This is a genomic window from Pseudoalteromonas sp. KJ63-1, from assembly GCF_055808145.1.
In genome coordinates, this window is record NZ_CM147855.1 from 297235 (window position 1) to 312823 (window position 15589).

Sequence of the window (15589 nt, forward strand, 5' to 3'; positions counted from 1 at the left end):
CTAACAATCCTTTTAAATTAGTATAATTAATATTAGCAGATGCTTAGTGTAATAACACACATATTAGAGCTTGAACTGCTCGCCTAAATAAACATCGCGTACCGTTTTATCGTTTAATACATATTCTGGAGTGCCTGATGCAATTAACTCTCCATGAGAAACTATGTAGGCTTTTTCACAAACATCAAGAGTTTCGCGTACGTTGTGATCTGTGATAAGTACGCCAATTCCTCGGTTTTTAAGATGTTCTATAATTTTTTTAATATCTAATACAGAGATAGGATCAACCCCTGCAAAGGGTTCGTCTAATAGTATAAATTTAGGATTTGCTGCTAATGCTCGCGCAATTTCAACACGGCGGCGCTCACCACCTGACAGGGCCATACCTTGGCTTTCACGAATATGTTGAATACTAAATTCATCAAGTAAATTATTTAAGGTATCTTCACGTTGCTGCTTATTAAGCTCTTTGCGTGTTTCTAAAATAGCCATTAAGTTTTGGTAGACCGTCAGCTTTCTAAAAATCGATGATTCTTGTGGTAAATATCCTATCCCTAGGCGAGCTCGGCTGTGCATTGGTAATAAAGTAATATCTTGATCATCGATTGATATTTTACCTTTATCGCTCGGTACAAGGCCTACAATCATGTAAAAAGTCGTGGTTTTACCTGCGCCATTGGGGCCAAGTAAGCCGACAATGCTGCCAGCTTCAACTTCTAGGCCAACGTTTTTCACCACTTCACGGCCTTTATAGCTTTTCGCTAATAGCTCTGCTTTTAATGTGCTCATGGTTGGCCTTTATCGTCTTCTTTTTTGTTTTCAACAGGTACTAAAATAGTGTGTACACGGTCTGTTGAGTTTTCGTCTTTTTCTGCGCTAATTAACTGCTGCTCTATGTCGTAGGTGATACTTTTAGCTGTTATTTTTTGACCTGCTTGAGCAATACTGGCTTCGCCGATTAAGGTTAAAAAACGCTGCGAAACATCGTAACGCACTTCATTCGCACTGGCGCTCATAATGGTGCCATCAGCTTGTGTTTCTTCAAAATAAGCAGGGCTGCCTGTGGCAATTAAAAGTTGCTTATTCTCACCTAAGTCATCACGTTTATGTACTTCTAAACGGTCAGCGTTAATGCGGCGATTACCATGAATAATTTCAACATTTTTCTCAAAAATGCCCACGTTTTCTTTTAATTGACCTTCTTGTCTGTCAGCACTAATTGAAATTTGATTAGCAGCAGGAGCTTCAACGGTTTCCTCTGCATGGCTATGAAATGCAATCAGTAGTGAAGGAACAATTAAAATTTTAAATAGGTTATTGGTCATAATATAGGGTTCGCGTATGGTTAATAAGTTTAATCACTTCGGTTTTTAAATCGGCTTCAAGGCCTTTACCGATGATTTTTAAATTAGGTCCGCTAATAACGACAGGCTGCTCTGACTGCATAGTGAGTAGTTTTATATCTACATTGATGCTATCGGCTGTGATCGTATCGATCATGGCGTTATCGATTAAATTTAGCGCTTTCACATTGCCCTCTAATACGAGTTGACGATCGTCGTAGAGGGTGGCCTCATCAGCGTTAATACGCCATGTTTGCTGCTCGTTGTATAACGTAAATATAGGTTTTTCAAAAAAAGTAAAACCAAGTTGTTGGTATAATTCCATTTTTACCGCAGTTACTTTATGGCTTATTTTACCTTGATCATTATAAGCGGTTTGTTTTAGCTCAATCGCGGTATAATCAGGTTTAGCAATAGCTTGAGTTTGCTCATCCGCAACAATATCTACCTGAGAAAAATAAGGATACCAAAGCCAAACCATACAGCTTATGAATAAAATGCTCAGTATAATTCGAGCTACATTCATGAACTGGTTCCTTGGCTAGTAAGTGGCTTATTGTTTTCAAGCATCAATAAATCGGTTAATTCTCTTACTGCGCCAAAGCCGCCTGACAACTGAGTGACATAATGCGATAAACGTTTAATCAGTGGGTGGGCGTCGTTTACGGCTACTGCAAACCCGACTTTTTCCATTACTGGCATATCAGGGCCATCGTCACCAATGTAAGCTATTTGCTCATCGCTTAGCGCTAATTTTTGTTTTAATTCTTGATAGGCGATGAGTTTATTTTCTTGGCCTTGGTATATATGTTGTACGGTTAAACTGCTCATACGTTGCTGAACTATTTGTGAGTGACGGCCTGTGATCACGGCAACTTCAAAACCACTATTAATGAGGGCTTTAATGCCAAACCCGTCTTTGGTATTAAATGCTTTGAGCTCTTCACCTTGGTTGCCAAGATAAATACGTCCATCAGAAAACACACCATCAATATCGCAAATTAATAATTTTATTTTTTTGCGCGCGCTTTTACATCATCACTTAACGGCTGATAAAGATCTTCAAACTGCATTTATAGCACTCCCGCTTTTAGTAAGTCTTGCATATTTAGTGCGCCAATAGGGTGATTATGCTCATTAATCACAATTAAACCATTAATACGTTTTTGTTCCATAATGTTCAGTACTTCAGCCGCGAGCATGTCTTGTGTGGCTGTTGTACATGACTTTGTCATCACAACATTAATTTCTGTGCTGTGTATATCAATACGTTGCTCTAAAATACGGCGTAAATCACCATCGGTAAACAACCCCGATAATTGCTGATTATCATCTATGATAGCGGTCATACCGAGCCCTTTGGCAGACATTTCAATTAGGGCGTCTTTAATGGTTTGCGTTTCATTAATAATAGGCGTGTGAATACCGCTGTGCATTACATCTTTTAATGTTAAGAGCAAGCGTTTGCCTAAACTGCCCCCTGGATGTGACAGTGCAAAATCATCAGCGGTAAAACCACGGGCTTCTAATAAAGCTACCGCCATTGCATCGCCCATAGCGAGCGTTGCTGTGGTACTTGCTGTTGGCGCTAAGCCTAATGAGCAGGCTTCTTGTTCAACTTTAATACACACATGCACATTTGCCAATGTTGCCATGGTTGAGGTTTCGTTGCCTGTCATAGCTATCATTTTTGCGCCAATACGTTTTAATACCGGAATAATATTAAGTACTTCACTGGTTTCGCCAGAGTTAGAAATAAGCATAACTACATCACTGGCGGTGATCATGCCTAAATCGCCATGACTTGCTTCACCTGGGTGTACAAAAAATGCGGGGCTGCCAGTACTTGCTAAAGTGGCTGCTATTTTATTACCGATATGGCCCGACTTACCCATACCAATAACAATAATACGGCCTGAGCAGTCGTACATTAATTGGCACGCTTGATCAAAGCTTTCATTAACGTATTGTGCGATATCGCTGAGTGCTTGACGTTCTATATCAAGGACGCGCAAGCCTTGTTGAATAAAATTTAGCGTTGCCATGGATCACCCTACTTGACTAAAAATATAACCTTGGTAAATCATAAATGCGACGATGAGTAAGCCACCTTCTACTCTATTGATACGTCTTTGACCTCTAAAGTTCAATGACATAGCAATGAGTGCCAAGGTTGCACCTATCATAATGATAACATCACGGTTAGCTACTGATGCGTCAATAACCGACGGGTTAATTAATCCTGCCAGCGGTAATACGGCGAGAATATTAAAAATATTTGAGCCAACAATGTTACCCAGTGCTAGGTCATCTTCATTTTTAAGAACACCTGCAATCGAGGCGGCAAGTTCAGGTAAACTAGTACCTATAGCTATTATAGTTAAGCCAATTACTAAATCGCTCAAGCCAAAGTACTTAGCAATATCAACGGCTGAGCCAATTAAAAAGTGTGAACTAACAGGTAGTAAAATCATTCCGACGACTAACCACAAAACGGCTTTTTTGGTTGGAACATTATCAGGTACTTCATCACAGGCTTCGCTGACAAATGGATCGTCTTGATTTTTTGCTCGCAGTGATACAAAAATAAGCCCACCAATAAAAGTAATAAAGCCAAAAAGTAAGGCTGCGCCTTCAAAAAACGAAAAGTAGTTATCTGAAAAAATATACCAAGTGGCGATAGACACCAGTAATACCAGTGGAATTTCACGTCTTAATGTACTTGAAGAGACGGAAAGCGGTCTTAAAAGTGCTGTAATACCTAATACTAATAATATGTTAGTTATATTTGAACCTACTGCATTGCCAACTGCTGTATCGGTTTTATTAGCCAACGCAGCCGAAGCGGATACCATCATCTCAGGGGCCGATGAGCCCATAGCTACCACGGTTAAACCCACGATTAATGTTGGTACGCCAAAGTTTTTAGCCAGTGCAGCCGCACCATAAACAAACCTGTCTGCACTCCATACGAGAGCCGCAAAACCGAGAATTAAAATGACAAACGAGGTAACCATTGTGATAAGCCAGCTAGTGTAAATTCAGATAGCGCGAATAGTAACAAAAGCCACCATAAAAGTATAAGTAAAAGAGTAAGCTGTAATACATTAGGCGGTTATTAAAATAATTATTTACAGTATTGATTTGCTTGTTTAAGCATCGGTTAAGCCAATTTGTCGCAGTCTTATAACGGTTTTTGCGGGACTATTACAAAATCTTACGAATTGTTTTTTCCATCTTGACCAAAAAACCCTTAAAATAGACATATGAGAGAATATTGTTATGGAGAGCGACTTGTCGCAATCAATAGTAGAAGTCAAGGATGTTACCTTTTCTAGAGGCGATAGGGTCATATACAAAAATATGAGCTTTGATGTTCCAGAAGGTAAAATTACTGCCATTATGGGGCCAAGCGGAATTGGCAAAACCACGATGCTGCGCTTAATTGGTGGCCAGCTCAAACCCGACTCCGGTGATATTTTATTTAAAAAAGACAGCATAGTCGCCATGTCCCGTAAAGAGCTCTACGCGGCACGTAAACGTATGAGTATGTTATTTCAAAGCGGTGCATTATTTACCGATATGTCGGTATTCGACAATATCGCATTTCCTATCCGCGAGCATACACAACTCAGTGAAGACTTAATCCGTTTAGTGGTTTTAATGAAACTACAAGCAGTTGGCTTACGTGGTGCTAAAGATTTAATGCCTTCAGAGTTATCTGGTGGTATGGCACGTCGTGCAGCTTTGGCTCGCTCTATAGCGCTTGATCCTGAGCTTATTATGTATGATGAGCCTTTTGCAGGACAAGATCCCATTTCAATGGGAGTGCTGGTTAAGCTTATTAAATCTTTAAATGAAGTACTTGGTTTATCTTCTTTAATTGTTACACATGATGTGAGTGAAGTAATGAGCATTGCCGATCACGTTATTATTATTGCCGATCAAGGTGTGATTGGTAGCGGCACGCCAGATGAAATGCGTAAGCACGAATCACCACTTGTGCAACAATTTTTGAAAGGGTTATCAGATGGGCCTGTACCATTTCATTATCCAGCACAAACCTATGCAGATGAACTGTTAGGAGAGCCGCAGTAATGTTGGATTTACTACAAAAAATAGGCCATAAAACACTGGGTCGTTTTGCTGCACTTGGGCGTTCAACTCACATGCTAGCAAGTGCATTATGGCATTTACCCAATTTTAAAAAAGGCACGCCTCTGCTAGTGCGCCAACTTTACATGGTTGGTTCACAATCGCTGTTGATTATTGTTGTGTCGGGATTATTTATCGGCATGGTTTTAGCGCTGCAAGGTTATACCGTTTTAGTTGATTATGGCGCAGAAGATAGCCTAGGCCCGTTAGTAGCGCTTAGCTTGTTACGTGAGCTTGGACCGGTAGTTACTGCGTTATTATTTGCAGGCAGGGCTGGTAGTGCGTTGACTGCTGAAATTGGCTTAATGAAAGCCACCGAGCAGTTATCGTCGCTAGAGATGATGGCTATCGACCCGCTTAGACGTATTATTGCGCCGCGATTTTGGGCTGGCTTAATTAGTATGCCGTTACTGGCGTTAATTTTTTCAGCGGTCGCTATTATTGGTGCTCACTTAGTCGGTGTTGATTGGCTAGGCGTTGATACCGGAAGCTTTTGGTCAATAATGCAATCTCAGGTGTCGTTTGAAAAAGATATACTAAACGGTTTAATTAAAAGTATCGTATTTGCGATTGTTGTGACTTGGATTGCGCTTTATAAAGGGTATGACTGTATTCCTACATCAGAGGGGATCAGCAAGGCAACAACAGAAACAGTGGTGCACTCATCACTGGCGGTACTAGGTTTTGACTTTATTTTGACAGCGGTAATGTTTACTAGCTAATAGGGTATTAAATAATGAATTCACGGAAATTAGAAATTTTAGTTGGTTTTTTTGTCGCACTGGGTATTTTAGCGTTTTCAATGCTAGCGCTTAAAGTGGCCAATTCAGGTATTAGCGGCTCAGGCGAAACCTACACATTAAACGCCAAGTTTGAAAATATAGGCTCATTAAAAACTCGCGCGCCTATTAAAGTAGGGGGAGTTGTTATTGGTCGTGTCGAGTCAATTTATGTACACCCACAAGAGTTTTTACCAGTAGTAAATATGAGTATTGATGCGCAGTATTTATGTCGTTTTTCAGATACCAGTTCTATCTCAATTTTAACCTCGGGTATTTTAGGTGAGCAATACTTAGGTATTAACCCTGTGATCGCCTCAGATTCAGCTAAACAACGTTGTTTAGGCGAAGATGTTGCAAACAGTGCGCAAGACCAAGCTATTGACGATTTATTTGGGGTGCAAAGCAAAGCATTAGCAAGTGGCGATTCAATCACTGATACCAAATCGGCATTGGTACTTGAAGAATTAATTGGCCAGTTTTTATTCAATCAAGGTAGTGAGTGATTATTATGTTGAAAACATTTTTAGCAAGTATTGCACTGGTAAGTTTAATGCTAGTACAAAGCGTGCAAGCAGCAGAAGTAAAATTAACTGATCCCAATAAAATGGTACGCCAAGTTGCTGATAATACCTTTGCACGAATTACCCAAGATCAACCATTAATAGTAAAAGATAAAGAACATTTACGTGTTATTGTTGAAGAAGAGTTAATGCCGTACATCGACTACAAATATGCGGCACTAAGAGTATTAGGTAGCGAAGTGTCTAAGGTGCGCGCAATTACCGACAAGGCAGAAAAAGCAAAAGCAATTGAAGATATTCAGCGTTTTATTGGTGCGTTTAGAGAGTATTTAGTTGCCACCTATGCCGGTGTATTTACCCAATACACTAACCAACAAGTTGAATTTGCTGCCGAGCAACCGTTTAAAGGTAAAGACGTGGTAGTGGTAAAAACCAAAATTGTTGAAGCGGGTAAACCTGATATAAAAATTGATTTTAAAGTACGTGAAGACCGAAGCGGTGAATGGCGCGCTTACGATATGATTGCTGAAGGTATTAGTTTACTTGATGCAAAACAGAGTGAACTTCAGGGTATTTTACGCCAACAAGGTATTGACCATGTTAGCGGCCTATTAGAGCAAAAAGTAAGCTACCGGTTCAGTTTAGAGGCAGCGATACAAATGAGTAAATTGGCAATCAGCCAAGTTGATGAGCAGCATTTACGAGTTACTGGTGAATTGACTCATAACTCAATTGGCAATGAACGGCTTCTGAACACTAAGCGACAAACTAAGCATAAAACCCTTTATTTTGACCTAAGTGAGGTCACAAGGGTTGACACAGCCGGCTTAGCTTGGTTAATTCACTCTTTTACAGAATTTAAGCAGCAAGGCATTCGCCTTGAATTGCAAAACCCACCTGAACAACTGCAAAACCTTATGCAGTTGGGTCAGGTTACAACCCTATTTGAGTGAGAGTTATGGAAACGAGTCAAGTCGAAACATTATTACGCGACGAACTTCAGTTAGCTGAAGTACATGTAAAAGCCAATGGCAGTCATTATGAAGTAATTGCAGTTGGTGAATGCTTTGACGGATTAAGTCGTGTTAAAAAGCAACAGTTAGTGTATGGCCCATTAATGAATACTATTTCAGATGGCACCATTCATGCTGTTTCTATCCGCGCTTTTACTCCGACTGAGTGGAAGCGTGAGCAAAAATTCATTTTACCGCAATAAATAAGGCCCCTTAGATGGATCAATTTGTAATTCAAGGTGGCACTTCACTGGCTGGTGAAGTAACTATTTCTGGCGCTAAAAATGCGGCACTGCCTATTTTATTTGCAGCTTTATTACCCGAGGGCAAAAGTACCTTTACTAATGTACCGCGGCTTCGCGATATTATAACTACTGAAGCTTTATTAAAAACCTTAGGCGCCGATGTTCAGTGGCAAGGTGATTCACTGATTATTGATGGTGCAACGGTAAATAGTACGTTAGCGCCTTATGAATTAGTAAAGCAAATGCGTGCATCAGTGCTCGCACTTGGGCCTTTAGTGGCTCGTTTTGGTGAGGCTCAAGTATCTTTGCCAGGTGGCTGTGCTATTGGTGCACGCCCAGTTGATATTCATATTCAAGGTTTAGAGCGTATGGGCGCGCAAATAACTGTGGAAAATGGTTATATTAATGCCAAAGTAGATGGACGCCTAAAAGGCGCTGAAATTTTCATGGAAATGATCAGTGTCGGTGCTACCGAAAACTTACTCATGGCGGCAACGCTTGCAGATGGTAAAACTGTTTTAGAAAATGCAGCGCGCGAGCCCGAAATCATCGATTTAGCTAATTGTTTAATTGCAATGGGCGCTAAAATTACTGGTGCAGGTTCTAGCCGTATTGAGATTGAAGGGGTTGAGCGCTTATCAGGTTGTGAGCACCGCATATTACCGGATCGTATTGAAACCGGTACCTTCTTAGTTGCCGCCGCGATGGCCGGTGGCGAAGTACTGTGTAAAATGACCGACTTTCATTCACTTGAGCCGGTAATTGAAAAATTGCGTGCAACCAATGCGTTACTAGAAGTGCATGAGGATAGTATTTATCTTGATATGCGAGGCCGAGAGCTTAAAGCGGTTAATATTAAAACTATGCCGCACCCAGGTTTTCCAACCGACATGCAAGCTCAATTTACCGCTTTAAATGTGGTAGCTAACGGCAGTGCGACCATTACCGAAACTATTTTTGAAAATCGGTTTATGCATGTGCCTGAGTTACAACGTATGGGCGCAAATATTCGCCTTGAAGGCAATACGGCTTTTTGTGGTGAAACACAAAGCTTATCGGGTGCGCAGGTTATGGCAACCGATTTACGTGCATCAGCGAGCCTTATTTTAACGGGGATTGTGGCTCAAGGTGAAACGGTTGTTGATCGTATTTATCATGTAGATAGAGGTTATCAGCGTATTGAAGATAAACTCAGTGCGTTAGGTGCTAACATCAAACGCAAAAGCAACTAGTTAGTTTAATACATAACCTGAACTCTGGATAATAGATCTATTTCAAGCAGCTATTTTCAGCGCTAACTGCGTTGAATTTACTTGCAATAGGCTAGCTATTGACGCGTAATTTCGCCTTGTTTTCACAGAAAATCTCTAGCTAGAGAAAAAATAAACATAAATATCATTTTTGATTCAATATGTTAGTAAATCTATTAACCAGAGTTCAGGTTACATAAAAACGCGATGATCTATCGCGTTTTTTTATGTCTGATGTCAAAGTGTAAATAAGTGCTTTATAGCTTGGTTTCGAGCTCGGCTACTTTCACCATTATTTTTTGTATTTTACCGTTACGATATAGCTCAAACTCAATTTCTTTACCTGGCTCGGTACTGCCTATCTTTTTTAATACATTTTGTGGATTAGCCACTGAAAGCCCAGCAATTTTAATTACAATGTCTTGCTCTTCTATACCCGCCTGCCATGCAGGACCTAGAGGGTCTAGATTGGTAATACGCATGCCTGCGACAGGCGTTAAGCTATCATTGACCTCTTTGCCTGTACTATCTACTGCAGTGCCTTCAAAGCCCAAATAACCACGAACAACGCGACCATGGCGAATAAGTTTACCCATAACTTCTTTAGCTAAGGTATAAGGTACAGCAAAAAATATTCCCTGAATGTTCAAGTTCTCACGGGTTTTAAATTGGGCTGAGGTGATCCCTACTAAGTCGCCATTAGAATTTACCAGCGCTCCTCCTGAATTGCCCACATTAATAGCGGCATCCATTTGCAATAAGTTATTGTAAGGGCTGTCGGTAATTTTTTGCTTACCAGTAGCGCTAATGATCCCCTGAGTAATTGTTTGTCCTAAATTTAATGGATTCCCGATTGCTAACACCAAATCGCCCACATTCGTGGTGTAGTTGTCATTAACAGGAATAACAGGGAGGTGGTTGGCATTTATTTTTAATAATGCTAAATCGGTAATGGTATCAAAGCCAATAAGTTGTACATCAAAAAAACGTCTCCCATCGGTAAGAATGACCAGTATTTGATCGGCATTATTGATCACATGGTAGTTAGTTAATATATAGCCATCGGGTGACATGATCACCCCAGATCCTAACTCTTGCACGGTATTTTGGCGCTTGTAGCGTGGCTCTTTAGAAATGCTTTCTGAAAAAATAGTGACAACCGATGGTGCCGCGCGTTTAACCGCATCAGAAAAGCTCAAATGGCTGGCGGTCATTGCACTGGGTAGCGGCACGTTAGGTAGTAATGCAGTACGCATGTTAGGGCTGAAAAAAACCACTAAAAAAGCAATGCCTAAACCGGCAAATAAAGGAGGAAGTACAAATTTTAGAAGTTTTAGCACGGTATTCTTATTGTTAGTGAGCAATCCCTTTATGATGGCACAAAAAAAATAACAGCGGCAAGTACCGCTGTTACTTTTATTGTATTATTACTGAATTAATACAAAGATAGACTCGCGTCCGCGTTTAACACCTAACACAATATTACCTTGAATATCGTCGATAATTTGGTTCATGTCGCGAATGCTTTCTACCCGTTGACGGTTTACTTGCACAATAACATCGCCTTCCTCAAGGCCGACCCGTGCTGATGGTGAACGAGGATCGACAGAGGTTACCTCAATCCCTTTCATTTTGTTTTTCTTCACGTTTTCAAGTGTTGCACCTTGGAATGCTGGGTGTAACTCTTCACCTGCAGCGGTAATTCCTGATGCGCCATCTAGGGTAACTTCTACATTTTTAACTTTACCGTCACGGTAAATTCCTAGCTGTACTTCACGGCCTTCACCTAAAGTGGCAATTTTGCTTCGCAGTTCATGGAAGCCACTTATTTCACTGCCATTAATGCTAATAATCACATCACCTGCTTTAATACCGGCTTTGCTGGCAGCTGTATCATCGAGTACCTGCATAACGTAAGCACCTTGTTTAACATCAAGCTGCTGCGCTTTGGCAAGGCCCGCATCAAGAGGACGGCCTGAAATACCTAGTGATCCACGGCGTACTTCACCATGTTCTACAATTTGATCAACAAGGTTTTTCATCATGTTTGATGGAATAGCAAAACCAATCCCCACATTACCACCCGATGCACCTAAAATAGCGGTATTAATACCAATCAACTCACCGTTTAAATTAACTAAAGCGCCACCTGAGTTGCCTTGGTTAATCGCGGCATCGGTTTGAATGAAATCTTCGTAACCTTCAATATTTAAACCACTACGGCCTAGTGCGCTAACAATACCTGAGGTAACGGTGTGGCTTAAACCAAAAGGGTTACCAATAGCTACAGCAAAATCACCGACACGTAAGTCATCAGAATTAGCTAGTTTTACCGCGGTTAATTCATCTGCGTCTATTTGTAGTAGCGCAATATCAGATTCTTTATCGCTGCCAATTTTTGTTGCATCATATTCGCGACCATCTTCGAGGGTGACCACCATTTTTTCGGCGTCTTGAACTACATGGTTGTTGGTAACCACATAGCCTTTGTCGGCATCAATAATAACTCCAGAGCCTAAACCACTAAACTGTCGCTTTTGGCTACGTGGCTGGGGGTTACCAAAAAAGAAATCGAGTGGGTCACCGCGTCGACGCACTTCTTTAGAGCCTGAAACCTGAATACTCACTACACCTGGCGTGATTTGCTCAAGCATAGGGGCAAGTGTTGGTAATTGTTGACCATTAACGGCAACCGGCAACTTAGCAAACGAGGCGGTTGGACTTAATAATAAGCTAGTAGATAAAATAGCAGCACTGATAAGTGATAATTTCATTTTCATAGTCAGGGTTTACTCCACTTAAAAAGCAAAAGGCTGCAATAAGCAGCCTCAAAAAAGTATATCAGTAAGATAAAACAACAAAGCTGTTATATCTAAAGACTATGGGGTCAAAAAAAGTTCATCAAGATGCTTTAGAAGTATTCACATCACCAGCAAATAATCCTGATTTACCCGACACATAATCAGCTGGTTGAGCATCGGCGTTTGAGCGATCTGAACTACGTTCTTTTAATGACGCTTGTAACTGTTCTGTGGTTTCTTTAGAGAAAAACGGTTCAGCAGGGGCTTTATTTCTGTCTTCAAGTAACAGTTGATTGGTTTCTTCAACATGACTTAATAACTGATCGTAGTTTTCTTTCATTTTGTTTACTAATTTACCAGTATTCGCTAAATGGTCGGCAACATCTTGACGATACTGCTCAAGTGAATGCTTAGCTTGCTCTGCTTGTTGCTCTAATTCATCTTGTTTAAACTGTTTTTTAGTGACAAAGGCACCAACGAAAAATGCAGCAATAGCAACCACTATCACTAAGCCTACCCATGTAAATGTACCCATAAATTCACCTCTATGCGAAAATAACTAAAAAAAATTTAGTTCAATAATAATTCATACTAAGTCTAATATACCCTGAGTATTGATGCGTGTTAATATGCTTTACAAATTAAACTGTGTTTTAACTGTAAATAGATATGACTCCTTGGCAAACATACCAGCAAGACCTTCAACGCGATGACTTTGTACATGACGCAGCACAAGAAAATGCAGTTCGTCATTTACAGCGTTTATACGACGATTTAACACAAGCAAAACCGCAATCTAAAGGTTTTTTTGCAAAGCTTTTTAATAAAGCTGAACCCGCACCTATAAAAGGATTGTACTTTTGGGGTGGCGTAGGCCGAGGTAAAACTTACCTAGTTGATACTTTTTACGAAGCTTTGCCTGGCGACAGAAAAATGCGAGTGCATTTTCACCGCTTTATGCACCGAGTACACGATGAGCTTAAAAAATTAAACAACACTGCCAACCCTTTAGAAACAGTAGCAGATATTTTTAAAGCCGAGACTGACATTATCTGTTTTGATGAATTTTTTGTACAAGACATTACCGATGCTATGTTGCTCGGTGGTTTAATGGAAGCATTATTCGCTCGCGGTATTGTACTGGTTGCCACGTCAAATATTATACCTGACGACTTATATCGCAATGGTCTACAGCGTGCACGTTTTTTACCAGCTATTGCCTTAGTGAATAAGCATACTGAAATAGTTAATGTAGATTCAGGCGTTGATTACCGATTGCGAACTCTTGAGCAAGCTGAAATTTTTCATAGCCCGCTTGATGAACAAGCTGATAAAAACCTATTCGAATATTTTGACAAGCTCTCGCCAGAAGTCGGTAAACTAGATACCCCAATAGAAATTGAAGGGCGGATGATCAAAACCCGCAAGGTGTCTGACTGCATCATTATGTTTGAATTTAGCGAACTGTGTGAAACTGCCCGTAGCCAAGTTGATTACATGGAAATAAGCCGATTATATAACACGGTGATTTTATCTAATGTAAAACAGCTAGGGCAAAATAATGATGACGCAGCAAGGCGCTTTATTGCGTTAGTAGATGAATTTTATGAGCGTAATGTAACGTTAATTATCTCTGCAGAAAAACCGATTACCGAGCTCTATACACAAGGCAATTTAAACTTTGAATTTAAACGCTGTATTAGTCGCTTACAAGAAATGCAATCGTTAGAGTATTTAGCCCGAGAGCATTTAGCTTAAAATACGAAGGTTAGCGGGCGACGTGCTGCGGGTCTCGAGCAAAACATCTAACTTCTAAATAAAAAACCTTGCGATGTTAACCGCAAGGTTTTTTTATTTCTCGAACCTCGAACCTCGAACCTCGAACCTCGAACCTCGAACCTCGAACTTATCTCATAGTAACAAACTCTTCCGAACCCGTCGGGTGTAGTGCGACAACCGCATCAAAATCAGCCTTAGTCGCGCCCATTTTCATGGCGACTGCAAAACCCTGAATCATTTCATCAACGGTAAAACCAATACCGTGTAAGCCCACAACTTTTTCATCATCGCCAGCACACACTAACATCATATTACAGGCTTGGCGGTGCTGAGTAACTGCGGTATACATAGCCGCAAAGCTTGATTTATATACTTTGACATTTTCGCCGCCGTACTGAGAAATCGCTTCTTGCTCAGTTAAACCAATTGTGCCGATAGGTGGGTGGCTAAATACTACGGTTGGTACTAGGCTGTAGTCCATTTTTAAATCGTTCGGCAATTCTTTATTAAATAAACGCTCCGATAGAGTACGACCCGCTTTAACAGCAACCGGTGTAAGCTCAATACCATTTTCGATAATATCACCCACAGCGTATACATTTTCAGCTGTGGTGTTTTGGTATTCATCTACTTTTACATAACCGCTTTCGTTTACTTCTACGCCTGCTGCAGCAAGGTTAATTTTATCGGTTGTTGGCGTGCGGCCTATAGCCCAAATAACCTGATCAACATTTTCGCTGTAACCATTCTCAAAATGAATCGTTAAGCTGCCATCAGCCTCTTTTACCACTTCTTTTGGTGAACACTCAGTGTGCAGTGTTGGGCCTTCTTTTGCCATAATATCAACCAGTGTGTCGATAATGTATGGGTCAAAGGTACGCAGTGGCTTGCTCTTACGAACAAATAAGTGAGTTTGTGTACCTAAGCTGTGCAGCACACCGGCAATTTCTACGGCAATATAACCGGCACCAACAACAGCAACACGTTTAGGTTGTTCGTTCAGCTCAAAAAAACCGTTTGAATCAATACCGTGTTCAGCACCTGGAATATTAGGAATAGTAGGGCGGCCACCAACGGCAACTAAAATGTGATCGGCAGTATAGTGCTCGCCATCTACTTCAACGGTTTTACTATCAACAAACTTTGCAAAACCTTTGATCACCGTTACGCCATTTTTAGCTAAACCATTATCATAGCCTTTGTGAATACGGCCAATATAGGCTTCACGGCTTTCTACTAGTTTTGACCAATCAAAGCCTTTAACTTCAACATCAAAACCGTAATCAGGAGCATAAAGATTAATTGCTTCAGCAACTTGAGCGCCATGCCACATTACTTTTTTAGGAACACACCCTACGTTTACGCAGGTGCCACCCATGTGTTTAGCTTCAATTAATGCTACTTTTGCGCCACGCATTGCTGCACGGTTAGCTGATGCAATACCACCACTACCGCCACCAATTGCAATGTAATCAAAATGCTGAGCCATGTTTAATCCTCTAAATGTGTTTAACAATGTTTTACCGATAATATCATATGCCATGAACAAGTCACTTGTTCGGGGCTGCTAAAATCTCTACCATCAAACGAAAACCAAGCTAGTTAAGATCAAGGTATCAGCAGTAGAGCGTATATTAAGCTAAGAGCTGAACACTTCCCCTTGTATTTACGTATTTTGCCCCAACTTCATTTTTATATTT

At 40.6% G+C, this 15589-nt stretch carries 16 protein-coding genes and 2 pseudogenes; 8 read left to right on the plus strand and 10 right to left on the minus strand.

The window, feature by feature from the left end; translation table 11 throughout:
• Window positions 1–63: 63 nt before the first annotated feature.
• The 6 genes and pseudogenes from lptB to AC0L7Q_RS01390 form a co-directional block, all read right to left on the minus strand.
• Window positions 64–789, minus strand: coding sequence for an LPS export ABC transporter ATP-binding protein (gene lptB, locus AC0L7Q_RS01365; protein ID WP_131690439.1), 726 nt, complete (start codon window positions 787–789; stop codon window positions 64–66).
• Window positions 786–1325 (minus strand): lipopolysaccharide transport periplasmic protein LptA, encoded by a 540-nt coding sequence (gene lptA, locus AC0L7Q_RS01370; RefSeq protein WP_178954826.1) that lies wholly within the window; start codon window positions 1323–1325, stop codon window positions 786–788. The genes lptB and lptA overlap by 4 nt, the downstream gene beginning before the upstream one ends.
• Window positions 1315–1869 (minus strand): LPS export ABC transporter periplasmic protein LptC, encoded by a 555-nt coding sequence (gene lptC / locus AC0L7Q_RS01375; protein ID WP_413401195.1) that lies wholly within the window; start codon window positions 1867–1869, stop codon window positions 1315–1317. Before lptC ends, lptA begins: the two co-directional genes overlap by 11 nt.
• Window positions 1866–2416, minus strand: a pseudogene (gene kdsC / locus AC0L7Q_RS01380) (3-deoxy-manno-octulosonate-8-phosphatase KdsC). The gene lptC and the pseudogene kdsC overlap by 4 nt, the downstream one beginning before the upstream one ends.
• The gene (locus AC0L7Q_RS01385) at window positions 2417–3388 is read right to left on the minus strand and encodes a KpsF/GutQ family sugar-phosphate isomerase (RefSeq protein WP_413401197.1); all 972 of its coding nucleotides are present in this window, start codon (window positions 3386–3388) and stop codon (window positions 2417–2419) included.
• Between the two features lie 3 nt (window positions 3389–3391).
• A complete protein-coding gene (locus AC0L7Q_RS01390; RefSeq protein WP_413401198.1) occupies window positions 3392–4360 on the minus strand; it encodes a calcium/sodium antiporter in 969 nt (322 codons plus the stop codon).
• Between the two features lie 265 nt (window positions 4361–4625).
• Here AC0L7Q_RS01390 and AC0L7Q_RS01395 point away from each other — a divergent pair, with 265 nt between their 5' ends.
• The 7 genes and pseudogenes from AC0L7Q_RS01395 to murA all read left to right on the plus strand — a co-directional run bounded on the left by AC0L7Q_RS01395 (window position 4626) and on the right by murA (window position 9291).
• Window positions 4626–5441 (plus strand): ATP-binding cassette domain-containing protein, encoded by an 816-nt coding sequence (locus AC0L7Q_RS01395; protein WP_413401199.1) that lies wholly within the window; start codon window positions 4626–4628, stop codon window positions 5439–5441.
• A complete protein-coding gene (gene mlaE, locus AC0L7Q_RS01400; RefSeq protein ID WP_178954847.1) occupies window positions 5441–6220 on the plus strand; it encodes a lipid asymmetry maintenance ABC transporter permease subunit MlaE in 780 nt (259 codons plus the stop codon). The genes AC0L7Q_RS01395 and mlaE overlap by 1 nt, the downstream gene beginning before the upstream one ends.
• Before the next feature lie 14 nt (window positions 6221–6234).
• Window positions 6235–6783 carry an outer membrane lipid asymmetry maintenance protein MlaD gene (mlaD, locus tag AC0L7Q_RS01405; RefSeq protein WP_008115537.1) on the plus strand — a complete coding sequence of 183 codons (549 nt, stop codon included), beginning with the start codon at window positions 6235–6237 and terminating at the stop codon, window positions 6781–6783.
• A 5-nt stretch (window positions 6784–6788) separates the two neighbouring features.
• Window positions 6789–7468, plus strand: a pseudogene (locus AC0L7Q_RS01410) (MlaC/ttg2D family ABC transporter substrate-binding protein).
• Entirely contained in the window at window positions 7461–7754 is a 294-nt protein-coding gene (locus AC0L7Q_RS01415) for an STAS domain-containing protein (protein WP_138570633.1), read from the plus strand. The pseudogene AC0L7Q_RS01410 and the gene AC0L7Q_RS01415 overlap by 8 nt, the downstream one beginning before the upstream one ends.
• 5 nt (window positions 7755–7759) lie before the next feature.
• Window positions 7760–8017: a BolA family protein gene (locus tag AC0L7Q_RS01420; protein ID WP_007378312.1), complete on the plus strand. Its 258-nt coding sequence runs from the start codon at window positions 7760–7762 to the stop codon at window positions 8015–8017.
• 14 nt (window positions 8018–8031) lie between these two features.
• Window positions 8032–9291: a UDP-N-acetylglucosamine 1-carboxyvinyltransferase gene (gene murA / locus AC0L7Q_RS01425; protein ID WP_055013340.1), complete on the plus strand. Its 1260-nt coding sequence runs from the start codon at window positions 8032–8034 to the stop codon at window positions 9289–9291.
• Between the two features lie 275 nt (window positions 9292–9566).
• Here murA and AC0L7Q_RS01430 read toward each other — a convergent pair whose 3' ends face one another.
• The 3 genes from AC0L7Q_RS01430 to AC0L7Q_RS01440 form a co-directional block, all read right to left on the minus strand.
• Window positions 9567–10649, minus strand: coding sequence for a trypsin-like peptidase domain-containing protein (locus AC0L7Q_RS01430; protein WP_198522495.1), 1083 nt, complete (start codon window positions 10647–10649; stop codon window positions 9567–9569).
• A gap of 87 nt (window positions 10650–10736) precedes the next feature.
• The gene (locus AC0L7Q_RS01435) at window positions 10737–12089 is read right to left on the minus strand and encodes a Do family serine endopeptidase (protein ID WP_054202364.1); all 1353 of its coding nucleotides are present in this window, start codon (window positions 12087–12089) and stop codon (window positions 10737–10739) included.
• Window positions 12090–12210: 121 nt separating this feature from the next.
• Window positions 12211–12645: a Z-ring associated ZapG family protein gene (locus AC0L7Q_RS01440; RefSeq protein ID WP_008115546.1), complete on the minus strand. Its 435-nt coding sequence runs from the start codon at window positions 12643–12645 to the stop codon at window positions 12211–12213.
• Window positions 12646–12779: 134 nt separating this feature from the next.
• On the opposite strand from AC0L7Q_RS01440, the gene zapE reads away from it, so the two are divergent.
• The gene (gene zapE / locus AC0L7Q_RS01445) at window positions 12780–13868 is read left to right on the plus strand and encodes a cell division protein ZapE (RefSeq protein WP_413401200.1); all 1089 of its coding nucleotides are present in this window, start codon (window positions 12780–12782) and stop codon (window positions 13866–13868) included.
• Between the two features lie 148 nt (window positions 13869–14016).
• Here the strand turns inward: zapE and gorA are convergent, their stop codons facing one another.
• Window positions 14017–15378 (minus strand): glutathione-disulfide reductase, encoded by a 1362-nt coding sequence (gene gorA / locus AC0L7Q_RS01450; RefSeq protein ID WP_055013344.1) that lies wholly within the window; start codon window positions 15376–15378, stop codon window positions 14017–14019.
• Window positions 15379–15589: the final 211 nt, after the last annotated feature.